General features: G+C 74.6%; 16 protein-coding genes. 13 read left to right on the top strand and 3 right to left on the bottom strand.

All coding sequences use genetic code 11. The annotated features are described in order from the left end of the window. Nucleotide 1 precedes the first annotated feature (1 nt). From nuoF to ACI79L_RS17555, 11 genes are read left to right on the top strand one after another with little or no spacing between them, the layout of a single operon-like run. Complete coding sequence (nuoF, locus tag ACI79L_RS17605; RefSeq protein WP_456938009.1) at nucleotides 2-1,330, top strand: NADH-quinone oxidoreductase subunit NuoF; 1,329 nt, start codon at nucleotides 2-4, stop codon at nucleotides 1,328-1,330. After that, nucleotides 1,327-3,798 (top strand): NADH-quinone oxidoreductase subunit G, encoded by a 2,472-nt coding sequence (locus ACI79L_RS17600; RefSeq protein ID WP_456938008.1) that lies wholly within the window; start codon nucleotides 1,327-1,329, stop codon nucleotides 3,796-3,798. The genes nuoF and ACI79L_RS17600 overlap by 4 nt, the downstream gene beginning before the upstream one ends. Beyond that, nucleotides 3,795-5,306, top strand: a complete 1,512-nt coding sequence (gene nuoH, locus ACI79L_RS17595) for an NADH-quinone oxidoreductase subunit NuoH (protein ID WP_456938007.1) — start codon at nucleotides 3,795-3,797, stop codon at nucleotides 5,304-5,306. Before ACI79L_RS17600 ends, nuoH begins: the two co-directional genes overlap by 4 nt. Beyond that, the gene (gene nuoI / locus ACI79L_RS17590) at nucleotides 5,299-5,937 is read left to right on the top strand and encodes an NADH-quinone oxidoreductase subunit NuoI (RefSeq protein WP_456938006.1); all 639 of its coding nucleotides are present in this window, start codon (nucleotides 5,299-5,301) and stop codon (nucleotides 5,935-5,937) included. The genes nuoH and nuoI overlap by 8 nt, the downstream gene beginning before the upstream one ends. After that, on the top strand, nucleotides 5,934-6,737 hold the full coding sequence (locus ACI79L_RS17585; RefSeq protein ID WP_456938005.1) for an NADH-quinone oxidoreductase subunit J: 804 nt from the start codon (nucleotides 5,934-5,936) through the stop codon (nucleotides 6,735-6,737). Before nuoI ends, ACI79L_RS17585 begins: the two co-directional genes overlap by 4 nt. Continuing rightward, nucleotides 6,734-7,033: an NADH-quinone oxidoreductase subunit NuoK gene (nuoK, locus tag ACI79L_RS17580; protein WP_456938004.1), complete on the top strand. Its 300-nt coding sequence runs from the start codon at nucleotides 6,734-6,736 to the stop codon at nucleotides 7,031-7,033. Before ACI79L_RS17585 ends, nuoK begins: the two co-directional genes overlap by 4 nt. 17 nt (nucleotides 7,034-7,050) lie before the next feature. Then, entirely contained in the window at nucleotides 7,051-8,958 is a 1,908-nt protein-coding gene (gene nuoL / locus ACI79L_RS17575) for an NADH-quinone oxidoreductase subunit L (RefSeq protein ID WP_456938003.1), read from the top strand. Nucleotides 8,959-9,007: 49 nt separating this feature from the next. Beyond that, nucleotides 9,008-10,639 carry an NADH-quinone oxidoreductase subunit M gene (locus tag ACI79L_RS17570; RefSeq protein ID WP_456938002.1) on the top strand — a complete coding sequence of 544 codons (1,632 nt, stop codon included), beginning with the start codon at nucleotides 9,008-9,010 and terminating at the stop codon, nucleotides 10,637-10,639. Then, nucleotides 10,639-12,168 carry an NADH-quinone oxidoreductase subunit NuoN gene (gene nuoN, locus ACI79L_RS17565; RefSeq protein WP_456930267.1) on the top strand — a complete coding sequence of 510 codons (1,530 nt, stop codon included), beginning with the start codon at nucleotides 10,639-10,641 and terminating at the stop codon, nucleotides 12,166-12,168. The genes ACI79L_RS17570 and nuoN overlap by 1 nt, the downstream gene beginning before the upstream one ends. Next, nucleotides 12,168-13,226 (top strand): polyprenyl synthetase family protein, encoded by a 1,059-nt coding sequence (locus tag ACI79L_RS17560; RefSeq protein ID WP_456938001.1) that lies wholly within the window; start codon nucleotides 12,168-12,170, stop codon nucleotides 13,224-13,226. The genes nuoN and ACI79L_RS17560 overlap by 1 nt, the downstream gene beginning before the upstream one ends. A 43-nt stretch (nucleotides 13,227-13,269) precedes the next feature. Continuing rightward, on the top strand, nucleotides 13,270-14,493 hold the full coding sequence (locus ACI79L_RS17555) for a PQQ-dependent sugar dehydrogenase (RefSeq protein WP_456938000.1): 1,224 nt from the start codon (nucleotides 13,270-13,272) through the stop codon (nucleotides 14,491-14,493). A 120-nt stretch (nucleotides 14,494-14,613) separates the two neighbouring features. On the opposite strand, the gene ACI79L_RS17550 is transcribed toward ACI79L_RS17555, so the two are convergent. Further along, nucleotides 14,614-15,273 carry a pyridoxamine 5'-phosphate oxidase family protein gene (locus ACI79L_RS17550; protein ID WP_456937999.1) on the bottom strand — a complete coding sequence of 220 codons (660 nt, stop codon included), beginning with the start codon at nucleotides 15,271-15,273 and terminating at the stop codon, nucleotides 14,614-14,616. A 91-nt stretch (nucleotides 15,274-15,364) separates the two neighbouring features. Here ACI79L_RS17550 and pdxR point away from each other — a divergent pair, with 91 nt between their 5' ends. Next, nucleotides 15,365-16,747 (top strand): MocR-like pyridoxine biosynthesis transcription factor PdxR, encoded by a 1,383-nt coding sequence (gene pdxR / locus ACI79L_RS17545; protein WP_456938025.1) that lies wholly within the window; start codon nucleotides 15,365-15,367, stop codon nucleotides 16,745-16,747. Between the two features lie 25 nt (nucleotides 16,748-16,772). Here the strand turns inward: pdxR and ACI79L_RS17540 are convergent, their stop codons facing one another. Both ACI79L_RS17540 and ACI79L_RS17535 read right to left on the bottom strand, forming a co-directional pair. Continuing rightward, a complete protein-coding gene (locus ACI79L_RS17540; RefSeq protein WP_456937998.1) occupies nucleotides 16,773-17,885 on the bottom strand; it encodes a 2-oxoacid:ferredoxin oxidoreductase subunit beta in 1,113 nt (370 codons plus the stop codon). Beyond that, nucleotides 17,882-19,825, bottom strand: coding sequence for a 2-oxoacid:acceptor oxidoreductase subunit alpha (locus ACI79L_RS17535; RefSeq protein ID WP_456937997.1), 1,944 nt, complete (start codon nucleotides 19,823-19,825; stop codon nucleotides 17,882-17,884). The genes ACI79L_RS17540 and ACI79L_RS17535 overlap by 4 nt, the downstream gene beginning before the upstream one ends. Nucleotides 19,826-20,027: 202 nt before the next feature. Here ACI79L_RS17535 and htpX point away from each other — a divergent pair, with 202 nt between their 5' ends. Further along, on the top strand, nucleotides 20,028-20,903 hold the full coding sequence (gene htpX, locus ACI79L_RS17530; protein ID WP_456937996.1) for a zinc metalloprotease HtpX: 876 nt from the start codon (nucleotides 20,028-20,030) through the stop codon (nucleotides 20,901-20,903). Nucleotides 20,904-20,907 lie beyond the last annotated feature (4 nt).

The raw sequence follows: 20,907 nt of genomic DNA, 5'->3' as shown, positions 1-20,907 counted from the left end.
GATGCCGCTCACCCCCGTCCTCACCGCGCGCTGGGGCGCCGAGCAGCCCTGGCGGCTGTCCACCTACGAGTCCCTCGACGGCTACGCCGCGCTGCGCACCGCGCTGTCGATGCAGCCCGACGAGCTGGTCTCCCTGGTCAAGGACTCAGGCCTGCGCGGCCGCGGCGGCGCCGGCTTCCCCACCGGCATGAAGTGGAGCTTCATCCCGCAGCCCAAGCCGGGGGAGACGCCCACCGGGCCGGCCGCGATGCCCAAGTACCTCGTGGTCAACGCCGACGAGGGCGAGCCGGGCACCTGCAAGGACCTGCCGCTGATGATGACCGACCCGCACTCCCTGGTGGAGGGCGTGATCATCTCGGCGTACGCGATCCGCTGCCGGTTCGCCGTCATCTACGTCCGCGGCGAGGCGGTGCACGCCCACCGCCGGCTGGTGTCCGCCGTCGAGGAGGCCTACGCCGCCGGCTACCTCGGCAGCGACATCCTGGGCTCGGGCTACGACCTGGAGCTGGTCGTGCACGCCGGCGCCGGCGCCTACATCTGCGGCGAGGAGACGGCGCTGCTCGACTCGCTCGAGGGCTACCGCGGGCAGCCGCGGCTCAAGCCGCCGTTCCCCGCGGTCGCCGGCCTCTACGGCGCCCCGACGGTCATCAACAACGTCGAGACGCTGGCCACCGTGCCGTTCGTCGTCCGCGGCGGGGCGGAGTGGTTCAAGCGGTTCGGGCCGGAGAAGTCGCCCGGGCCGAAGATCTACTCGCTGTCGGGCCGCGTCGCCCGCCCCGGCCAGTACGAGGCGCCGATGGGCACCACGATGCGCGAGCTGCTGGAGATGGCCGGCGGCGTGCGGGCCGGGCACGAGCTCAAGTTCTGGACGCCGGGCGGCTCCTCGACGCCGTACTTCACCGCCGAGCACCTCGACGTCCCGCTCGACTTCGACTCGGTCGCCGCCGCAGGCTCGATGCTCGGCACGACGGCGCTCATGGTGTTCGACGAGACCGACTCGATCGTCGAGGCCACCCTGCGGTTCACCGAGTTCTACGCGCACGAGTCCTGCGGCAAGTGCACGCCCTGCCGCGAGGGGACCTACTGGCTGGTGCAGGTGCTGCAGCGGCTGGTCGACGGCCGCGGGACGGCGGCCGACCTCGACCTGCTCACCGACACCTGCGACAACATCCTCGGCCGCTCGTTCTGCGCGCTCGGGGACGGCGCGACGAGCTGCATCACCAGCTCGCTCAAGTACTTCCGCGACGACTACGTCGCCCTGCTGCCGCCCGAGGAGCAGGCCCGCCTGGGCCGCTCGCTGCGGCTCGAGCCCGTCGGAGTCGCCTCGTGACGCTCACTCCCACCGCCCCCGAGCCCGCGCCGGCGGTGCCGCCGGGCGTCCCCGGCCCGCACACCCCGCCGGACGCCGTCCGCTGCACCATCGACGGCTTCGACGTCGCGGTGCCCAAGGGGACGCTGATCATCCGGGCCGCGGAGATGGTCGGCGTCCAGATCCCGCGGTTCTGCGACCACCCGCTGCTGGACCCGGTCGGCGCCTGCCGGCAGTGCCTGGTCGAGGTGGAGGGCCAGCGCAAGCCGGTGGCCTCCTGCACCATGCCGGTCGCCGACGGCATGGCGGTGAAGACGCAGCTGACCAGCCCGGTCGCGGACAAGGCGCAGCAGGGCACGATGGAGCTGCTGCTGATCAACCACCCGCTGGACTGCCCGGTCTGCGACAAGGGCGGCGAGTGCCCGCTGCAGAACCAGGCCATGAGCAACGGCCGCGCCGAGACCCGCTTCGTCGACGTCAAGCGGACCTATCCCAAGCCGCTGCCGATCAGCAGCGAGATCCTGCTCGACCGCGAGCGCTGCGTGCTGTGCGCCCGCTGCACGCGGTTCTCCCAGCAGGTGGCCGGCGACCCGTTCATCGAGCTGTTCGAGCGGGGCGCGCTGGAGCAGGTCGCCGTCTACGAGGACGAGCCGTTCTCCTCCTACTTCTCCGGCAACACCACCCAGATCTGCCCGGTCGGCGCGCTCACCAGCGCGCAGTACCGGTTCCGGTCGCGGCCGTTCGACCTGCGCAGCGAGCCCTCGGTGTGCGAGCACTGCTCCTCGGGCTGCTCCATGCGCACCGACTACCGGCGCGGCAAGGTCATGCGCCGGCTGGCGGGGGAGGACCCCGCGGTCAACGAGGAGTGGACCTGCGACAAGGGCCGCTTCGCCTTCCGCTACGCCGCCACCAACGACCGGCTCACCACCCCGCTGGTCCGCCGCGACGGCGTCCTGGAGCCCGCCTCCTGGCCGGACGCGTGGGCCGCGGCCGCCGAGGGCCTGCGCGCGGCGCGGGCCGCGGGCGGGGTCGGGGTGCTGCCCGGTGGCCGGCTGACCGTCGAGGACGCCTACGCGTACGCCAAGTTCGCCCGCGTGGCGCTGGGCACCCACGACGTCGACGCCCGCGCCCGCGCGCACTCGGCCGAGGAGCAGGCCTTCCTCGCCGCGCACGTGGCCGGCACCGGCCCGGGCCGCGGGGCGGTCACCTACGACGAGCTCACCGCCGCCCCGGCCGTGCTGCTGGCCGGCTTCGAGCCGGAGGAGGAGTCGCCGATCGTCTTCCTCCGCCTGCGCCGGGCGGTGCGGAAGAGCCGGCTGGCCGTCTACGACCTGGCCCCGTTCGCCACCCGCGCGGCGCAGAAGCTGCAGGCCACCGTGCTGGTCACCCGGCCCGGCGAGGAGGCCCGCGCTCTCGCGGCGCTGGCCGAGGGCAGCTGGGGCGGCCCCGCCGTCGAGGCGCTGCGGCAGCCCGGCGCGGTCGTGCTGGCCGGCGAGCGGCTGGCCGAGGTGCCCGGCGCGTTCACCGCGCTGGCCGCGCTCGCCCGCGCCACCGGCGCCCGCCTGGCCTGGGTGCCGCGGCGGGCCGGGGAGCGCGGCGCCGTCGAGGCCGGCGCGCTGCCCGCGCTGCTGCCCGGCGGCCGGCCGGTCCTGGACCCCGTCGCGCGCGCCGAGGTGGCCGCGCTGTGGGGCGTGGACCCCGCCGACCTGCCGGCGCTGCCCGGCCGGGACGCCACCGGCATCCTCGCCGCGGTCCGCGACGGCCGGCTGGCCGGCCTCGTCGTCGGCGGCGTGGACCCCGCCGACCTGCCCGACCCCGCGCTCGCGGCGGAGGCACTGGCCGCGGCGTCGTTCGTCGTCAGCCTCGAGCAGCGGCCGACCGCCGTCACCGAGCACGCCGACGTCGTCCTGCCGGTGGCCGCCGCGCCGGAGAAGGCCGGCAGCTACCTGGACTGGGAGGGCCGGGTGCGGTCCTTCGACGCCACGCTGCACGGCACCGGCCAGCTCCCCGACGGCCGGGTGCTGCACGGCCTGGCCGAGCACCTCGACGCCGACCTGCGGCTGCCCACCCCCGAGGCGGCCCGCGCCGAGCTCGCCTTCCTCGGCGATGCGAGCGCCCGCGCCGAGGGCGGCCTCGACGTGCCGCCGGCCGTGGCGCCGGAACCGGGCGAGGGCGAGGCGCTGCTGGCCTCCTGGCGGCAGCTGCTCGACGTCGGGACGCTGCAGCGCGACGAGCCCGAGCTCGCCGGCACCGCCCGCCCGCCGGTGGTGCGGATCAGCGCCGCGCGGGCCGCCGGGCTCGGCGTGGCCGACGGCGCCCCGCTCACCGTCACCGGCGCCACCGGCTCGGTCACCCTGCCCGTCTGCGTCACCGAGATGCCCGACGACGTGGTGTGGCTGCCGATGCGCTCACCGGGCAGCGAGCTGCGCACCGGCCTGGGCACGGCACCCGGCGGCGTCGTCCGGCTCAGCGCGGGAGGTGTCGCGTGACCCTCCTCGCCGCCGCCGACCAGCCGACGCTCGAGGACTTCGGGCACGACGTCTGGTGGATCGTGCTCGTCAAGATCGTCGGCGTCTTCGTCGTGCTGGTCCTGATGACGCTGTTCGCGATCGTGTTCGAGCGCAAGGTCGTCGCCCGCATGCAGCAGCGCGTCGGCCCCAACCGGGTCGGCCCGCGCGGCTACCTGCAGAGCCTGGCCGACGGGCTGAAGCTGGCGTTCAAGGAGGACATCCGGCCCGCGCTCGCGGACAAGCCGGTCTACTTCCTGGCCCCGGTCATCGCGACCATCCCGGCGTTCCTGGCGTTCTCGGTCATCCCGCTGGGCCCGGTGGTCAGCATCTTCGGCCAGCAGACCCCGCTGCAGCTCACCGACGCCCCGATCGGCGTCCTGGTCGTCCTGGCCTGCTCGGCGATGGGCGTCTACGGCATCGTGCTGGCCGGCTGGGCCTCGGGCTCGACCTACCCGCTGCTCGGCGGGCTGCGCAGCGCCGCCCAGATGGTCAGCTACGAGATCGCGATGGGCCTGTCGATCGTCGCGGTGTTCCTCTACGCCGGGTCGATGTCGACCTCGGAGATCGTCGCCGCCCAGGCCGACGGCAACCGGCTGTCGTTCTTCGGGCTGGAGTTCACCGGCCCGGGCTGGTTCGCGGTCCTGCTGCCGGTCAGCTTCGTCATCTACGCGGTCGCCGTCGTCGGCGAGACCAACCGGGCGCCGTTCGACCTGCCCGAGGCCGAGAGCGAGCTGGTCGGCGGCTTCCACACCGAGTACTCGTCGCTGAAGTTCGCGCTGTTCTTCCTCGCCGAGTACATCAACATGGTCACCGTCTCGGCGCTGGCCGCGACGCTGTTCCTCGGCGGCTGGCGGGCCCCGTGGCCGATCTCGATCTGGGACGGCGCCAACTCCGGCTGGTGGCCGCTGCTGTGGTTCTTCCTCAAGGTCTGCGTGGCGCTGTTCGTGTTCATCTGGCTGCGCGGGACGCTGCCCCGGCTGCGCTACGACCAGTTCATGCGCTTCGGCTGGAAGGTCCTGGTGCCGACGGCGCTGGTCTGGATCCTCGCCGTCGCCACCATGCGCACCGTCTCCCGCGAGGCGGACCTGTCCACCGGCCAGGTGGCGGTGTTCGTCGGCGTGCCGATCGCGCTGCTGGTGCTCCTCGGCCTGTCGGTCGCCAGCCGGGCCAGCAACCGCGACACCCGGCTCATGGCCGAGGACGCCGCGGCCGGCGGCGTCCACGCCACCGACCCCGACCCCGACCCCGAGGTGCTGCCCCCGGCCGGGCCGCGGCACCGGCCGGCGCAGCGCACCGGCCCGGCCCGCGCCGAGGGCGGCTTCCCGGTGCCGCCCATGGACCTCGTCGTGCCGCCGTCGCCGCGGCTGCGCCGGGCCGAGCCGGTGGGCGCACGCCCCGAGGGCGGCGTGGTCAGCAGCGGCCGCCGAGGCGCCGGCAGCCCCACGGGCAGCACCGCGACCAGCGCACAGGAGGACTCCGATGTCTGAGCGGACCCCCGCGGGGGCCACCCCGGCCCGGCGCGGCGGCGGCGAGGTCGAGCGCGCCGGCGCCGGCGGCGGCGCGCCCGCGCCCCGCCGCAGCCTGCTGCCGGCGCCCGGCCAGGGGTTCGGCGTCACCTTCGGCCAGATCTTCAAGAAGGTGACCACCGAGGAGTACCCCGAGGTCCCCAAGGTGACCAAGCCGCGCTACCACGGCCGGCACGTGCTCAACCGGCACCCCGACGGGCTGGAGAAGTGCATCGGCTGCGAGCTGTGCGCCTGGGCCTGCCCGGCCGACGCGATCTACGTCGAGGGCGGGGACAACACCGAGGACGCGCGCTACAGCCCCGGGGAGCGGTACGGCCGCGTCTACCAGATCAACTACCTGCGCTGCATCTTCTGCGGGCTGTGCATCGAGGCCTGCCCCACCCGCTCGCTGACGATGAGCAACGACTTCGAGCTGGCCGACGACAACCGGCAGGACCTGATCTACACCAAGGAACAGCTCATGGCCCCGCTGCTGCCCGGCATGGAGGCCCCGCCGCACGCCATGCGCCTCGGCGACGACGAGAAGGCCTACTACGTGCGCGAGCCCCAGCAGGGCTCGCCGGCCGAGCCGGTCACGGTGGAGCGGGCATGACCGAGGTCGCCATCGGCACCGGCGAGGCCGTCGTCTTCTGGATCCTCGGCCCGGTCGCGCTGGCCGGGGCGCTGGGGATGGTGTTCAGCCGCAACGCCGTCCACTCGGCGCTGTGGCTGGTCAACACGATGCTCGCGCTCGGCGTGTTCTACGTCGTCCAGTCCGCGCCGTTCCTCGGCGCCGTGCAGATCATCGTCTACACCGGCGCGATCATGATCCTGTTCCTGTTCGTCCTCATGATGGTCGGCCGGGACTCCTCGGACTCCGTGGTCGAGACGCTGCGCGGGCAGCGGGTGGCGGCCACGGTGCTCGGCGTCGGGTTCGCCGGGCTGGTCGGCGCCGGCATCGCCCGCGCCACGCAGGACACCCCGGTCGCGGGCCTGTCCGACGCGCAGGGCGGCACCGGCAACATCGACTCGATCGCCGAGCTGCTGTTCACCCGCTACCTGCTGGCCTTCGAGGTCACCAGCGCGCTGCTGATCACCGCCGCGGTCGGCGCGATGGTGCTCGCGCACATCGAGCGCGAGCCCGGCACCCGGCGGACGCAGAAGGAGCTCTCCCGCGCCCGGTTCCTCACCGACCGGCCGCAGACGCTGCCCGGCCCCGGCGTGTTCGCCCGCGCCAACTCCGTGGCCGCCGGCGCGCTGCTGCCCGACGGGCGCACCGCCGAGGACAGCCTGGCCACCGGCATCGAGCCCCAGGAGGTCGACCAGATGCCCCGCCCCACCGGCCGGGCCCAGCTCGGCAGCCCGGACGCCGCCCTCGGCACGCTCGACCCGGCACCGGAGGACCGGGCATGACGCTCACGCACTACCTGGTGCTCGCGGCGATCCTGTTCACCATCGGCGCCGTCGGCGTGCTGGTGCGGCGCAACGCGATCGTCGTCTTCATGTGCGTCGAGCTGATGCTCAACTCGGTCAACCTGACGCTGGTCACCTTCGCCCGGGCCTCCGGCACCATCGACGGCCAGATCATGGCGTTCTTCGTCATGGTCGTCGCCGCGGCGGAGGTCGTCGTCGGCCTCGCGATCATCATGTCGATCTACCGGACCCGCCGGTCGGCGTCGGTCGACGACGCCAACCTGCTCAAGTACTGACGGGAGCCGGTCACCCCATGGAATCCGCCGTCGCCGCCGAGGGCCTGCTGTCGGCCTCGTGGCTGGTCATCGCACTGCCGCTGCTCGGGGCCGCGGTCCTCCTGCTGGGCGGCCGCCGCACCGACCGGTGGGGCCACCTGCTGGGGGCGGCGACCGTCCTGGTCGCGTTCGTGGTCGCGCTGCTGTGCACCGTGCAGCTGGCCGGGCTGGAGGAGCGGGCGGTCGACGTCGACCTGTTCACCTTCCTGTCGGTGGGCTCGCTCGACGTGCAGGCCGGGCTGCTGGTGGATCCGCTGTCGGCCACCTTCATGCTGCTGATCACCGGCGTGGGCGGGCTCATCCACGTCTACTCGGTCGGCTACATGGCGCACGACCCGCGGCGGCGCCGGTTCTTCGCCTACCTGAACCTGTTCGTCGCGGCGATGCTGCTGCTGGTCCTCGGCGACAACTACGTGGCCCTCTACGTCGGGTGGGAGGGCGTGGGCCTGGCCTCCTACCTGCTCATCGCCTTCTGGCACGAGCGGCCGGCCGCGGCCACCGCCGCGAAGAAGGCCTTCGTGATGAACCGGGTCGGCGACGTCGGCCTGGCCCTGGCGATCTTCGTGATGTTCGCCCAGCTCGGGACGGTCTCCTACGAGGGCGTGTTCGGCGGGGCCGGGGCACTCGCCGGCGGCACCCTGACGGCGCTCGGCCTGCTCCTGCTGCTCGGCGCGTGCGGCAAGTCCGGCCAGTTCCCGCTGCAGGCGTGGCTGCCCGACGCCATGGAGGGCCCGACCCCGGTCTCGGCGCTCATCCACGCCGCGACGATGGTCACGGCCGGCGTCTACCTCATCGCCCGGTCCGCGCCGATCTACGACCTGACGCCGACCGCCCGCGCCGTCGTCCTCGCCGTCGGCGCGATCACCCTGCTCTACGGCGCGATCGTCGGGTGCGCGTACGACGACATCAAGAAGGTGCTCGCGTACTCGACGGTCAGCCAGATCGGCTACATGTTCCTCGCCGTGGGGCTGGGCCCGGTCGGCTACGCCGCGGGCATCGCGCACCTGCTCACCCACGGCTTCTTCAAGGCCGGGCTGTTCCTCGGCGCCGGGTCGGTCATGCACGCCATGGGCGACCAGGTGGACATGCGCCGCTTCGGCGGGCTGGCCCGGCGGCTGCCGGTCACCTTCGCCACCTTCGGCCTGGGCTACCTCGCGCTGATCGGGTTCCCGTTCCTGTCCGGCTACTGGACCAAGGACGCGATCATCGAGGCGGCGCTGGACCGCGGCGACGGGTGGGGCTGGCTGCTGGGCGCGGTCGCCGTCGTCGGTGCCGGGCTGACCGCCTTCTACATGACCCGGCTGGTGCTCATGACGTTCCTCGGCCGGCCGCGGTGGACCGAGGGCCAGCACCCGCACGAGGCACCGACGGTGATGACCGCCCCGATGGTGCTGCTCGCCGTCGGCTCGGTGGCCGCCGGGTTCCTGCTGGTGCAGGTCTTCCCGCTCGACGAGTGGCTCGCGCCGGTGTTCGGCGAGCCCGAGGAGGCCGCGCACGTGGTCGCCCCGGCCGTCGTCGGGGTCGTGGTGACCGCGGTGATGCTGGTCGGCGTGCTGGCGGCCTGGCTGTTCGTCGGCCGCCGCGAGGTCCCCGAGGTCGCCCCGGCCCGCGTCTCCCCGGTGGTGCGCGCGGCGCGCAAGAGCCTCTACGCCGACACGGTCAACGAGTCGCTGTTCATGCGGCCGGGCCAGTGGCTCACCCGGGCGCTGGTGTGGGTGGACAACCGCGGCGTCGACGGCGCGGTCAACGGCCTGGCCGCCACGCTCGGCGGCTCGTCGTCGCGGCTGGGCCGGGCGCAGACCGGGTTCGTCCGGTCCTACGCGCTCGGGATGCTCGGCGGCGCGGTCCTGGTGGCCGGGGCGCTGCTGGCGGTGACGGCCGGGTGAGCGGGCTGGGCTCTCAGGAGAGGACGACCGACGACATGAGGACCGTGGCGTGAGCGACTCCCTGCTCCTGGTCGCGATGCTGGTGGTGCCCGCGGTGGGCGCCGCCGTCGTCGCCGCCCTGCCCAAGACCGGCACGGCGCCGGCCCGGCAGCTCGCCCTCGGCGTCAGCCTGGTCGTGCTGCTGCTCGCGGTGCTGGCCACGGTCGCGTTCGACCCCGACGGCGACCGGTTCCAGCTGACGACGTCGGTGCCGTGGATCGAGGGCTTCGGCGTCGACTTCGCCCTCGGCGTCGACGGCATCGCGCTGGTGATGCTGCTGCTGGTCGGGGTGCTGGTGCCGGTGGTCGTGCTCGCCTCGTGGCGCGACGAGCCCACGAGCCGCCGCTCCATGCGGACGTTCTTCGCCTGGCTGCTGCTGCTCGAGGCGTGCATGGTCGGCGTCTTCGCCGCCACCGACGTCTTCCTCTTCTACGTCTTCTTCGAGGCGATGCTCGTCCCGATGTACTTCATCGTGGGCAGCTTCGGCGGCCCGCGCCGGCAGTACGCCGCGGTCAAGTTCTTCCTGTACAGCCTGGTCGGCGGGCTGGTCATGCTGGCCGCGGTCATCGGCCTGTACGTCATCAGCGAGGCGGCGGGCGACGGCACGTTCGCCTTCGAGTCGCTGCGGCAGCTCGACATCGACCCGGCGGCGCAGCGGCTGCTGTTCCTCGGCTTCTTCGTCGCGTTCGCGATCAAGGCGCCGCTCGTGCCGCTGCACACCTGGCTCCCCGACGCCGGTGCCGAGGCCCCGATCGGCGGCGCGGTGCTGCTCGTCGGCGTCCTCGACAAGGTCGGCACGTTCGGGTTCCTGCGCTACTGCCTGCCGCTGTTCCCCGACGCCTCGCGGGAGTTCGCCCCGCTGGTGCTCGTGCTCGCCGTCGCCGGCATCCTGTACGCCGCGCTGCTGGCGATGGGGCAGAGCGACATGAAGCGGCTGGTGTCCTACACCTCGATCGCGCACTTCGGCTTCATCGCCCTCGGCGTCTTCGCCTTCACCACCGAGGCCGGCACCGGCGCGGTGCTGTACATGGTCAACCACGGCATCGCGACCGGACTGCTCTTCCTCGTCGTCGGGATGCTCATCGCCCGCGGCGGCTCCCGGCTGGTCGGCGACTACGGCGGCGTGGCCGCCCGGGCGCCGAAGCTGGCCGGGGTGTTCCTGATCGCGGGGCTGGCGTCGCTGGCGCTGCCGGGCACCAACAGCTTCGTCAGCGAGTTCCTCGTGCTCATCGGCTCGTACCCGACCCGGCCGGTGTTCACCGTCCTGGCCACCGTCGGGATCATCCTCGCCGCGCTGTACGTCCTGCTGCTCTACCAACGGACGATGCACGGCCCGCCGCGCGGCGTGCTCTTCCCGGCCGACGACGAGCCGGCTGCGGCCCCCGCGGCCCCCGTGGGCGGCGCGCACGGCGCGACGGCGACGCTGACCGCCCCGGCCCCCACGGCCCGGACGACGGCGCGGCTGCGCGACCTGACCCGCCGCGAGACGGCCGTCGTCGCCCCGCTCGTCGCCCTGGTCATCGTGCTCGGCGTCTACCCGCAGCCGCTGATCCGGCTGATCGAGCCGGCCGTCGCCGCGACCATGAGCGACGTCGGCGCCGACCCGGCCGGCGTCGAGGCTCCGACCGAGGGGACCGACTGATGACCATCGAGGCCCCCGACCTCTCCTACGCCGCGCTCGCCCCGCTGCTGTTCGTCTTCGGCGCCGCGTGCATCGGCGTGCTCGTCGAGGCGTTCGGCCCGCGCGACACCCGGCACCCGGTGCAGGTCGCCGTCGCGCTGGTCGGCACCCTCGGCGGGCTGGTCAGCACCCTGCTGCTGGCGGGCACCCGCGAGGTGACCGCCGGGGGTGCGCTCGCCGTCGACGGCGCCGGGCTGTTCCTGCAGGCCACCATCGCCGGTCTCGGCGCGCTGTCGCTCCTGCTGTTCGCCGAGCGCAACCTCGACCCGGCCCGCTCGGCGTTCGTCGTCTCCGCCGCGGTGCCGGCGGGCAGCGTCCGCGACCGCGAGCTGCTCACCGTGCAGCGCGTGCAGACCGAGGTCTACCCGCTGGCCACCTTCGCCATCGGCGGCATGATGCTGTTCGTCACGGCGAACGACCTGCTGCTGATGTTCGTCGCCCTCGAGGTGCTCAGCCTGCCGCTGTACCTGATCAGCGGCCTCGCCCGCCGGCGCCGGCTGCTGTCGCAGGAGGCGGCGGTCAAGTACTTCCTGCTCGGCGCGTTCGCGTCGGCGTTCTTCCTCTACGGCCTGGCGCTGGTCTACGGCGCCACCGGCAGCATCCGGCTCTCCACGGTCCGCGAGGCGGTCACGGCCGGCGGGGGCGGCACGCTCGCCGTCCTCGGCCTGGCGCTGCTGATCGTCGGGCTGCTGTTCAAGGCCAGCGTCGCGCCGTTCCACACCTGGACGCCGGACGTCTACCAGGGCGCGCCCACCCCGGTGACCGCGTTCATGGCCGCCTGCACCAAGGTCGCCGCCTTCGGCGCCATCCTGCGGCTGCTCTACGTCGCGTTCGGCACCGAGGAGTGGACCTGGCGGCCGCTGGTCTACGCCGTGGCGATCGTCTCGATGGTCGTCGGCGCGGTCCTCGGCCTCACCCAGACCGACCTCAAGCGGATGCTCGCCTACTCGTCGGTCGCGCACGCCGGGTTCCTGCTCACCGGCGTCCTCGGCTACCCGGGGACGGGCCTGTCGGCGGTGATGTTCTACCTGCTGGTCTACGGCCTGACCACGCTCGGCGCGTTCGCCGTGCTGACCCTCGTGCGCAGCGGCGACGGCGAGGCCACGCACCTGTCGCAGTGGGCGGGCCTCGCGCAGCGCTCGCCGGTCACCGCCGCGGTGATGAGCCTGTTCCTGCTCGCCCTCGCCGGCATCCCGCTCACCAGCGGCTTCACCGGCAAGTTCGCCGTCTTCCGGGCGGCGATCGAGGACGGCGCCTGGCCGCTGGCGCTGGTCGCGCTGCTGGCGAGCGCGGTGGCGGCGTTCTTCTACCTGCGGGTCATCGTGCTCATGTACTTCTCCGAGCCGGCCGCCGACGGCCCCACCGTCGGCGTGCCCGGGCTGCCCACCACCGTCGTCCTCGCGGTGACCGCCGCGGCCACCCTGGTCCTGGGCATCGTCCCCGGGGCGGTGCTCGGTCTCGCCGATCGGGCGGCTATCTTCGTCGGTTGATGACCGGACCCCGTGCCGCCGTCGACGGGATCGCCCCGGCCGAGGTCTGGCACCGCATCTCGACCCCCGCCTCGACCATGGGCCCCTGGCTCCCGGGCGGGGCCCTCGGCGACTCGCTGGCCGAGGGGCTGACGAACGTGGAGGCGGCGCTGGCCACCGCGGTGGTCAGCGAGCACTCGTTCGTCTCCGAGGCCGCGGGCCACCTCATGGCCGCGGGCGGCAAGCGCTTCCGCCCGATGCTCGCGCTGCTGGCCGCCCACCTGGGCGACGCACACGCGCCGGACGTCGTGCGGGCCGCCGTCGTCTGCGAGCTCACCCACCTGGCCACGCTGTACCACGACGACGTCATGGACGAGGCCGCCGTCCGCCGCGGGGCGCCCAGCGCCAACAGCCGGTGGACCAACAGCGTCGCCATCCTCACCGGGGACTTCCTGTTCGCCCGGGCCTCGGACCTGCTCGCCGACCTCGGCCCCGAGGCGGTGCGCATCCAGGCGCGCACCTTCGAGCGGCTGGTCACCGGCCAGATCCGGGAGACCGTCGGCGCCCGCCCCGGCGAGGACCGCGTGCAGCACTACCTCGAGGTGCTGGCCGACAAGACCGGCTCGCTGGTGGCCACCTCGGCCCGCTTCGGCGCCCGCTTCGCCGGCGTCGACGCCGACCTGGTGGAGGCGCTGACCCGCTTCGGCGAGGAGGTCGGCGTGGCGTTCCAGATCTCCGACGACCTGCTCGACATCGTCAGCCAGGACGGCGCGTCGGGGAAGGCGCCCGGCACCGACCTGCGCGAGGGCGTCGCCACGCTGCCCGCGCTGATCGCCCTGGCCGGGGACGACCCCGCCGACGCGCGGTTGCGCGAGCTGGTGTCCCGCCCGCTGTCCGACGACGCCGAGCACGCCGAGGCGCTGGCGCTGCTGCGCGGGTCCGCGGCGCTCGACCGCGCCGGCGGGGTGCTGCGGGACTACGCCGACCGCGCCCGGTCCTCGCTGTCCGCCGTCCCCGCCGGCGAGGTGCGGGACGCGCTGTCGGCGCTGTGCGACTACGTGGTCACCCGCACCAGCTGAACGCGGACGGCGCCGTCCGCTCCGCTCGGGGATGCTCGGCGCCGTGAGGTCCTCCCGCGCCGTGCTCCTGGCCGCCGTCCTGGTGCTGGCCGGCTGCTCCGGGACCGACGGGGCCGACGTGACCGGCGACCTGCCCGGTGCGCAGGAGGACGAGGCCGCCACCGGGGCCCCCGACGCCGGGGCGACCGCGCCGCGCACCCTGCCCGAGCTGCAGGTCGAGACCGTCCTCGACGGGCTCGACCACCCCTGGGACGTCGCCCAGGCGCCCGACGGCACCCTGCTGCTCGACGAGCGCGGCGGCGGCCTCACCGCGGTGCTGCCCGACGGCACCGCGCGAGAGCTCGACGCCGACTTCTCCGACCTCTTCGCCGACGGCGAGACCGGCCTCATGGGCCTGACCCTCGACCCGGCCTTCGCCGCCAACCGCCGGCTCTACACCTGCCAGGGCGTGCAGGAGGACGGCGGCGCGGAGATCCAGGTGATCGCCTGGACCGTCGACGCCGGCTGGACCCGCGCGACCCGCGTCGCCGACCCGCTGGTCGGCGGCATCCCGGTCAACGAGCGCACCGGACGGCACGGCGGCTGCCGCGTCCGCTTCGCGCCCGACGGCGCGCTGCTCGTGGGCACCGGCGACAACGCCGTCGGCAGCAACCCCCAGGACCGCTCGACCCTGGCCGGCAAGGTGCTGCGGGTCGACGCCGCCACCGGCGGGCCCGCGCCGGGGAACCCGTTCGCCGGCGACCCGGACCCGGCCACCCGGCTGCTGCTCAGCTACGGGCACCGGAACGTGCAGGGCATCGCCGTCCGGCCGGGGACCGGGGAGGTCTACACCGTCGAGCAGGGCCCCGACCGCGACGACGAGGTCAACCGCTCGGTGCCCGGGGGCAACTACGGCTGGGACCCCGACAGCGCCGACGGCTCGTACGACGAGAGCGTCCCGATGACCGACCCCGGGCTGCCCGGCGCCGTCCCCGCGGTCTGGTCGTCCGGGGACCCCACGATCGCCACCAGCGGCGCCGACTTCCTCAGCGGGACCCCGTGGGGTGGCTACGACGGGCTGCTGCTCGTGGGGGTGCAGAAGGACACCGGCGTGCTCGCGCTGCGCATCGACGACGAAGGGCGGCTGACCGAGCAGTTCCGGGTACCGGCGCTCGAGGACCGCTTCGGCCGGATCCGGACGCCGCGGCTCGGCGTCGACGGCGCGCTGTACGTCACCACCGACAACGGCGGCGGCGAGGACCTGCTGCTGCGCGTGACACCCGCGTAGCGGGTCGCCGCCCTGCGTGGACCCCGGAGGGGTCCGCGCAGGGGCGGCGGGTCCGGCTCAGTGCAGGCCGGGACGGCACCTGGCCGCGGTGTCGGTCGGTAGGCCGACGATGTCATGGCGTCACACCCGCCGGCTGGGCACCCGGTCGGGCACCGGCGTCCCGACCGGGAGCAGCGGGCAGGGCTCGGGCTCGCCGACGGCGGTGCGCAGCGGGAGCACCCCGGCCCACACCGGCAGGCCCAGGTCCTCCTCGTCGTCGACCGGCGGCCCGGTGCGCACCTTGACGCTGGCCTCGGTGAGGTCGAGGGCCAGCAGCGCCGTCGCGGCCATCTCCCGGCGCGTGGGCCGCCGGGTCGCCGCCCAGGACCCCGGCGCCAGGTGCTCGGTGAGGACCTCCAGCCCGAGCAGCCGCTCCTCGGGGTCGGTCACCACGCGCGCGGTCCCGTGGACGACGGCGCAGCGGTAGTTCACCGAGTGGTGGAACGCCGAGCGGGCGTACACGACGCCGTCGAGGTGGGTGACGGTGAAGCAGACCGGCGCCCCGGCGGCCGCGGCGCGGAGCGTGGCCGCACCCGTGGAGCCGTGCAGGTAGAGGGTGTCGCCGCGGCGCCCGTAGCCGGTGGGCAGCACGACCGGGGCGTCGCCGAGGACGACGCCGAGGTGGCCGACCAGCCCCGCGTCGAGCACGGCGTGCAGCTCGGCGCGGTCGGTGCGGGCCCGCCCGGCACCCCGGCGGACGGTGCTGCGGGCGGTGGGGGACAGCGGCGGCGCGGTGCTCACGGGACCACCCTGCGGCGCCGACTGGCCTCCCGGAAGGGCCAGTAAGCTGCCGTTCGACCAGGCCACTTCGCGCACGGAGGTCCCCGTGGACATGCCACCGGTCGTCCTCGACCGCGCCGCCGCCCGCCCGTTGGCGGCGCAGCTCGCCGACGCCCTCCGCAGCGCCGCCGCCGGCGGGGTGCTGCGGCCCGGTGACCGCCTGCCGTCCACCCGCGAGCTCGCCGCCGCCCTGCGGGTCAGCCGCACGGTGACCGCCGCCGCCTACGACCAGCTCCTCGCCGAGGGCTGGGCCGCCGGCCGCCGCGGCGCGGGCACCTTCGTCGTCGGCACCGCCCCCGCCGGGACGCCGGTGCCCGCGCCGCGCGCCACCCGGACCCGGCCGGAACCCGCGGCCGTCGACCTCCGCGCCGGGTCGCCGTGCCTGGAGGTGCTCGACCGCGCCGCCTGGCGCCGGGCCTGGCGGGCCGCCGGGGACGGACCTCCCGACGCCGCGCCCGAGCCCGCGGCCGACCCCGCCTTCCAGGCCGCGGTCACCGGGCACCTGCTGCGGCACCGCGGCCTGCCGGTGGACCCCGCCGACGTGCTCGCCACCGCGGGCACGTCCGCCGCCGTCACCGAGGTCGCCCGCCTGCTCCCGCCGGGCAGCCGGGTCGGCGTGGAGGACCCCGGGTACCAGCGGGCGGCCGGGGCCCTGCGCGCGGCCGGCGTCGAGGTGGTGCCCTGCCCGGTCGACGACGACGGCCTGGTCGTCGACGCCGTCCCGGACGGGCTGGTCGCGGTCTACTGCACGCCGGCGCACCAGTGGCCGCTGGGCCGGCGGATGTCGGCGGGCCGCCGCGTGGCGCTGGTCGCCCGCGCGCGGGCCGAGGGCTGGTGGGTGCTCGAGGACGACTACGACGGCGAGCTGCGCTACGACGTCGCCCCGCTGCCGCTGCTGGCCGCCCTGGCCCCCGACGTCGTGGTGCACCTCGGCACCAGCAGCAAGGTGGTCAGCCCGACGCTCGGCACCGGCTGGCTGGTGGCGCCGCCGGGCCTGCGGGCGGAGCTGGTGGCCGCCCGGACGGCGACCGGCACCCGTCCCGCCCGCGCCGGGCAGCGGGTGCTCGCGGCGCTGGCGTCCTCGGGCGACCTGGCCCGGCACCTGCGGCGGCTGCGCCGGGAACTGTCCGGGCGGCGGGCCCTCGTGGTGCAGGCGCTGGCCGCGGCGGGCGTGGCCGTCGCCGGGGACCCGGCGGGCGCGCACGTGTTCGTGCCGCTGCCGGACCGCGCGGCCGAGGAGGCGGTGGTCGCCGCCGCGGCCGCCCGCGGGCTCGCCGTCGACGGGCTGGCCCGGCACCTGACCGGCCCGGGGCCGCACGACCCGGCCGCCGGACTGGTCCTGGGCTTCGCCGCCCCGTCCCGCGACCGGCTCACCGGGGCCCTCCCCGTCCTCGCCGGGGTGCTCGCGGAGACGCGTCGGGCCCGCCTCCCCTGAGGGAGACGGGCCCGGCGGAGGCGCCTCAGGCGGAGACGGTCCAGGTGTCGTTGCCGGCCAGCAGCGCGTCGAGGTCGCCGGCACCGCCGGTGCGGGCCTCCTCGAGCTGGTCGAGCATCATCCGGTCGTAGGTGGGCTTGCGCACCGACCGGAAGACGCCCATCGGCGTGTACCGCAGGTCCTGGCTGGACAGCCGGGACAGCGCGAACGCGTAGGACGGGTCCTGGCGGGTCGCGTCGTGGACGACGATCTCGCTCGCGTCGACCTGGTTGGTCTCGGCGATGCGCAGGCCACCGAAGTCGTCGCGGACCACGCACGAGGCGCCGTCCGGGCCGAACACCAGCGGCTCGCCGTGGACCAGCGGGATCGTCCACATCGGGCCGGTGGCCGGGTCCTTGAGCAGGTCGAAGGCGCCGTCGTTGAAGATGTTGCAGTTCTGGTAGATCTCCACGAGCGCGGTGCCCTCGTGCTCGGCCGCCTGCCGCAGCACCTCGGTGAGGCCCTTGCGGTCGGAGTCCATCGCCCGGCCGACGAACGTGGCGTCGGCGCCGATGGCCAGCGAGACCGGGTTGAACGGGTGGTCCAGCGAGCCCATCGGCGTGGACTTGGTGACCTTGCCGACCTCGGACGTCGGCGAGTACTGGCCCTTGGTCAGCCCGTAGATCCGGTTGTTGAACAGCAGGATCGTCATGTTCACGTTGCGGCGCAGCGCGTGGATCAGGTGGTTGCCGCCGATCGACAGCGCGTCGCCGTCACCGGTCACGACCCACACCGACAGGTCCGGCCGGGAGGCGGCCAGGCCGGTGGCGATGGCCGGGGCGCGGCCGTGGATCGAGTGCATCCCGTAGGTGTTCATGTAGTACGGGAAGCGCGAGGAGCAGCCGATGCCCGAGACGATCACCATGTCCTCGCGGGCGATCCCGAGCGAGGGCAGGAAGCTCTGGACGGCGTTGAGGATGACGTAGTCACCGCAGCCGGGGCACCAGCGCACCTCCTGGTCGGTCTTCATGTCCTTGGCCTTGAGGGCCGTCTGCTTCTCGCCCTGGCTGGCGACCGAGTCGGCGATCGCCTGCTGGATGCGGTCGTCGATCGGCGTTCCCGGCATGCCGAGGTCGTGCACGTGCGGGGAGGTGGTCACTGCAGGCCTCCGGTGCTGGCGGTCGGAGTGGTGGAGTCGATGACGTCCTGGACCACCCCGGCCAGCTCGGCGGCCCGGAAGGGCAGCCCGCGCACCTGGGTGTGGCTCTGGACGTCGACGAGGTACCTGGCGCGGAGCAGCAGCGCGAGCTGCCCCATGTTCATCTCGGGGCAGACCACCCGGTCGTACCGGCTCAGCACCTCGCCGAGGTCGGCCGGCATCGGGCTGACGTGCCGCAGGTGGATCTGGGCGACCTTGCGGCCCGAGCGCCGGATCCGCCGGCAGGCGGCCCCGATCGGCCCGTAGGTGGAGCCCCAGCCGATGACCGCGACCCGCGCGTCGCCGTCGGGGTCGTCGACGTCGGTGGGCGGGATGTCGGCGGCGATGCCGTCGACCTTGGCCTGCCGCAGCCGGGTCATGAGGTCGTGGTTGGCCGGGTCGTAGGAGATGTTGCCGGTCTTGTCGGCCTTCTCCAGCCCGCCGATGCGGTGCTGCATGCCCGCGGTGCCCGGGACCGCCCACGGCCGGGCCAGGGTCTCGGGGTCGCGCAGGTAGGGCAGGAACTCCGGCGTCCCGTCGGCGGTGGCGCCGTTGGGCTCGGTGGCGAACTCCACCCGCAGGTCGGGCAGCTCGTCGGCGGCCGGGATGGCCCACGGCTCGGCGCCGTTGGCCAGGTAGCCGTCGGAGAGCAGCATGACCGGCGTCCGGTACTTCAGCGCGATCCGCGACGCCTCGAGCGCGGCGTCGAAGCAGTCGGCGGGGGAGCGCGGCGCGATCACCGGCAGCGGCGCCTCGCCGTTGCGGCCGAACATCGCCTGCAGCAGGTCCGACTGCTCGGTCTTGGTGGGCAGGCCGGTCGAGGGCCCGCCGCGCTGCACGTCCACGATCACCAGCGGCAGCTCGGTCATGACCGCGAGGCCGATGGTCTCGGACTTCAGCGAGACGCCGGGGCCGGACGTCGTCGTGATGCCCAGCGCGCCGCCGAACGAGGCGCCCAGGGCCGCGCCGATGCCGGCGATCTCGTCCTCGGCCTGGAAGGTGCGCACGCCGAAGGCCTTGTGCCGGGACAGCTCGTGGAGGATGTCCGACGCCGGGGTGATCGGGTAGGCGCCGAGGAAGACCGGCAGGCCCGACCGCTGCCCGGCGGCGACCAGACCGAGGGCCAGCGCCTGGTTGCCGGAGATGTTGCGGTAGCGGCCCGGCGCCATCGGGGCCGGCTTGATCTCGTAGGAGACGGCGAAGGCCTCGGTCGTCTCGCCGTAGTTGTAGCCGGCGCGGAAGGCCGCGATGTTCGCCGCGGCGATCTCCGGCTTGCGGCGGAACTGCCGCTCCAGGAAGCGCACGGTGCCCTCGGTGGGCCGGTGGTACATCCAGCTCAGCAGGCCGAGGGTGAACATGTTCTTGCTCCGCTCGGCCTCCTTCTTGCCGAGCCCGGAGTCCTTGAGCGCCTCGAGGGTCATGGAGGTCAGCGGCACGGCGACGACCTGCCAGCCGTCGAGCGAGCCGTCCTCGAGGGGGTTGGTCGCGTAGCCGACCTTCGCCAGGTTGCGCGGGGTGAACTCGTCGCTGTCGGCGATCACCAGCCCGCCGCCGGGCAGGTCGGAGAGGTTGGCCTTGAGCGCCGCGGGGTTCATCGCGACCAGCACGTCCGGGGCGTCGCCCGGCGTCATGATGTCGTGGTCGGCGAAGTGCAGCTGGAAGGAGCTGACGCCGGGCAGGGTCCCCGTCGGCGCGCGGATCTCGGCGGGGAAGTTGGGCAGCGTCGACAGGTCGTTGCCGAAGGACGCCGTCTCGCTGGTGAACCGGTTCCCGGTCAGCTGCATCCCGTCGCCGGAGTCGCCGGCCAGCCGGATGACGACGCGGTCGAGTTCGACGACGCTCTTGACGAGCCCGCCGGGGGCCGAGCTGCCGGGCGTGAGGGGCGATCCGGTGACGGTCATCAGGTTTACCTCCGACGGCTCAGGTTACGGGCCGGGTTCCCGTGCCGGTCCTGTGAGGCAGCTCACGGGACCCGTCGCCGAGTGCGGCACTCTCGGCACCAACCCTCCCCGACGGACCGGTGTTCCGCTCCACTCCCGTCCGTGACGGGGGTCGCAGCACGGGGCCGGGAACGGCGGTCGAGGCCGTTCCGTTCACCGGGGCGTGCGGCGATGGGACAACGGGGTGCGGACGGCGCTCCTCCTCGGCCTGGTGGCCGGTCTCGCCCTCGCCGCCGGGGCACTGGTGGGCGGGCGGGGTGGTCTGCTCGTGGCGCTCGTCGTCGCGCTCGGGGTCAACGGCTGGGCCTGGTACTCCTCCGACCGGCTGGCCCTGCGCGCGATGCGGGCCTTCCCGGTCACCGAGACGCAGGCGCCGGGCCTGTACGCGATGGTGCGCGAGCTGGCCACCCAGGCCCGCCAGCCGATGCCGCGCCTCTACGTGAGCCCCACCGACCAGCCCAACGCCTTCGCCACCGGGCGCACGCCGCGCCGGGCCGCCGTCTGCTGCACCCAGGGCATCCTCGAGCTGCTCGACCGCCGCGAGCTGCGGGCGGTGCTCGCCCACGAGCTCTCGCACGTGCGCAACCGCGACGTCCTGGTCGGCTGCGTCGCCGGCGCCCTGGCCAGCGTCGTCACCTACCTGGCGCACCTGGCCACGTTCGCCACGCTGTTCGGCGGCCGCTCCGACGACGACCGCGACGGCGGCGTCCTCGGGACCCTGCTGCTGGTGCTGCTCGGCCCGCTGGCCGCCGGGCTGGTGCGGCTGGCGGTCACCCGCGGCCGCGAGTACGAGGCCGACGCCGACGGCGCCCGCCTCAGCGGGGACCCGCTGGCCCTGGCCAGCGCCCTGCGCCGCATCTCCGCCGGCGCCACGGCCCGCCCGCTGCCCGCCGACGACCGGCTGGTCGCGCAGAGCCACCTCATGATCGCGGCGCCGGTCCGCGCCGCGGGGCTGGCGGCGCTGTTCTCCACCCACCCGCCCATGGCCCAGCGGATCGCCCGGCTGGAGCGGATGGCGGGGGAGTCCGGCTGCGGCTGACCCG

This window comes from Geodermatophilus sp. SYSU D00684 (genome assembly GCF_054050455.1).
The sequence above is the reverse complement of the archived record's forward strand: the minus strand, read 5'-3'. Positions and strand labels throughout refer to the sequence as shown.

Coding starts and splice junctions, on each gene's coding strand:
- nuoF (WP_456938009.1), top strand. CDS start 2: ATGCCGCTCACCCCCGTCCTCACCGCGCGCTGGGGCGCCGAGCAGCCC.
- nuoI (WP_456938006.1), top strand. CDS start 5,299: ATGTCTGAGCGGACCCCCGCGGGGGCCACCCCGGCCCGGCGCGGCGGC.
- ACI79L_RS17585 (WP_456938005.1), top strand. CDS start 5,934: ATGACCGAGGTCGCCATCGGCACCGGCGAGGCCGTCGTCTTCTGGATC.
- nuoK (WP_456938004.1), top strand. CDS start 6,734: ATGACGCTCACGCACTACCTGGTGCTCGCGGCGATCCTGTTCACCATC.
- nuoL (WP_456938003.1), top strand. CDS start 7,051: ATGGAATCCGCCGTCGCCGCCGAGGGCCTGCTGTCGGCCTCGTGGCTG.
- nuoN (WP_456930267.1), top strand. CDS start 10,639: ATGACCATCGAGGCCCCCGACCTCTCCTACGCCGCGCTCGCCCCGCTG.
- ACI79L_RS17560 (WP_456938001.1), top strand. CDS start 12,168: ATGACCGGACCCCGTGCCGCCGTCGACGGGATCGCCCCGGCCGAGGTC.
- pdxR (WP_456938025.1), top strand. CDS start 15,365: ATGCCACCGGTCGTCCTCGACCGCGCCGCCGCCCGCCCGTTGGCGGCG.
- ACI79L_RS17535 (WP_456937997.1), bottom strand. CDS start 19,825: ATGACCGTCACCGGATCGCCCCTCACGCCCGGCAGCTCGGCCCCCGGC.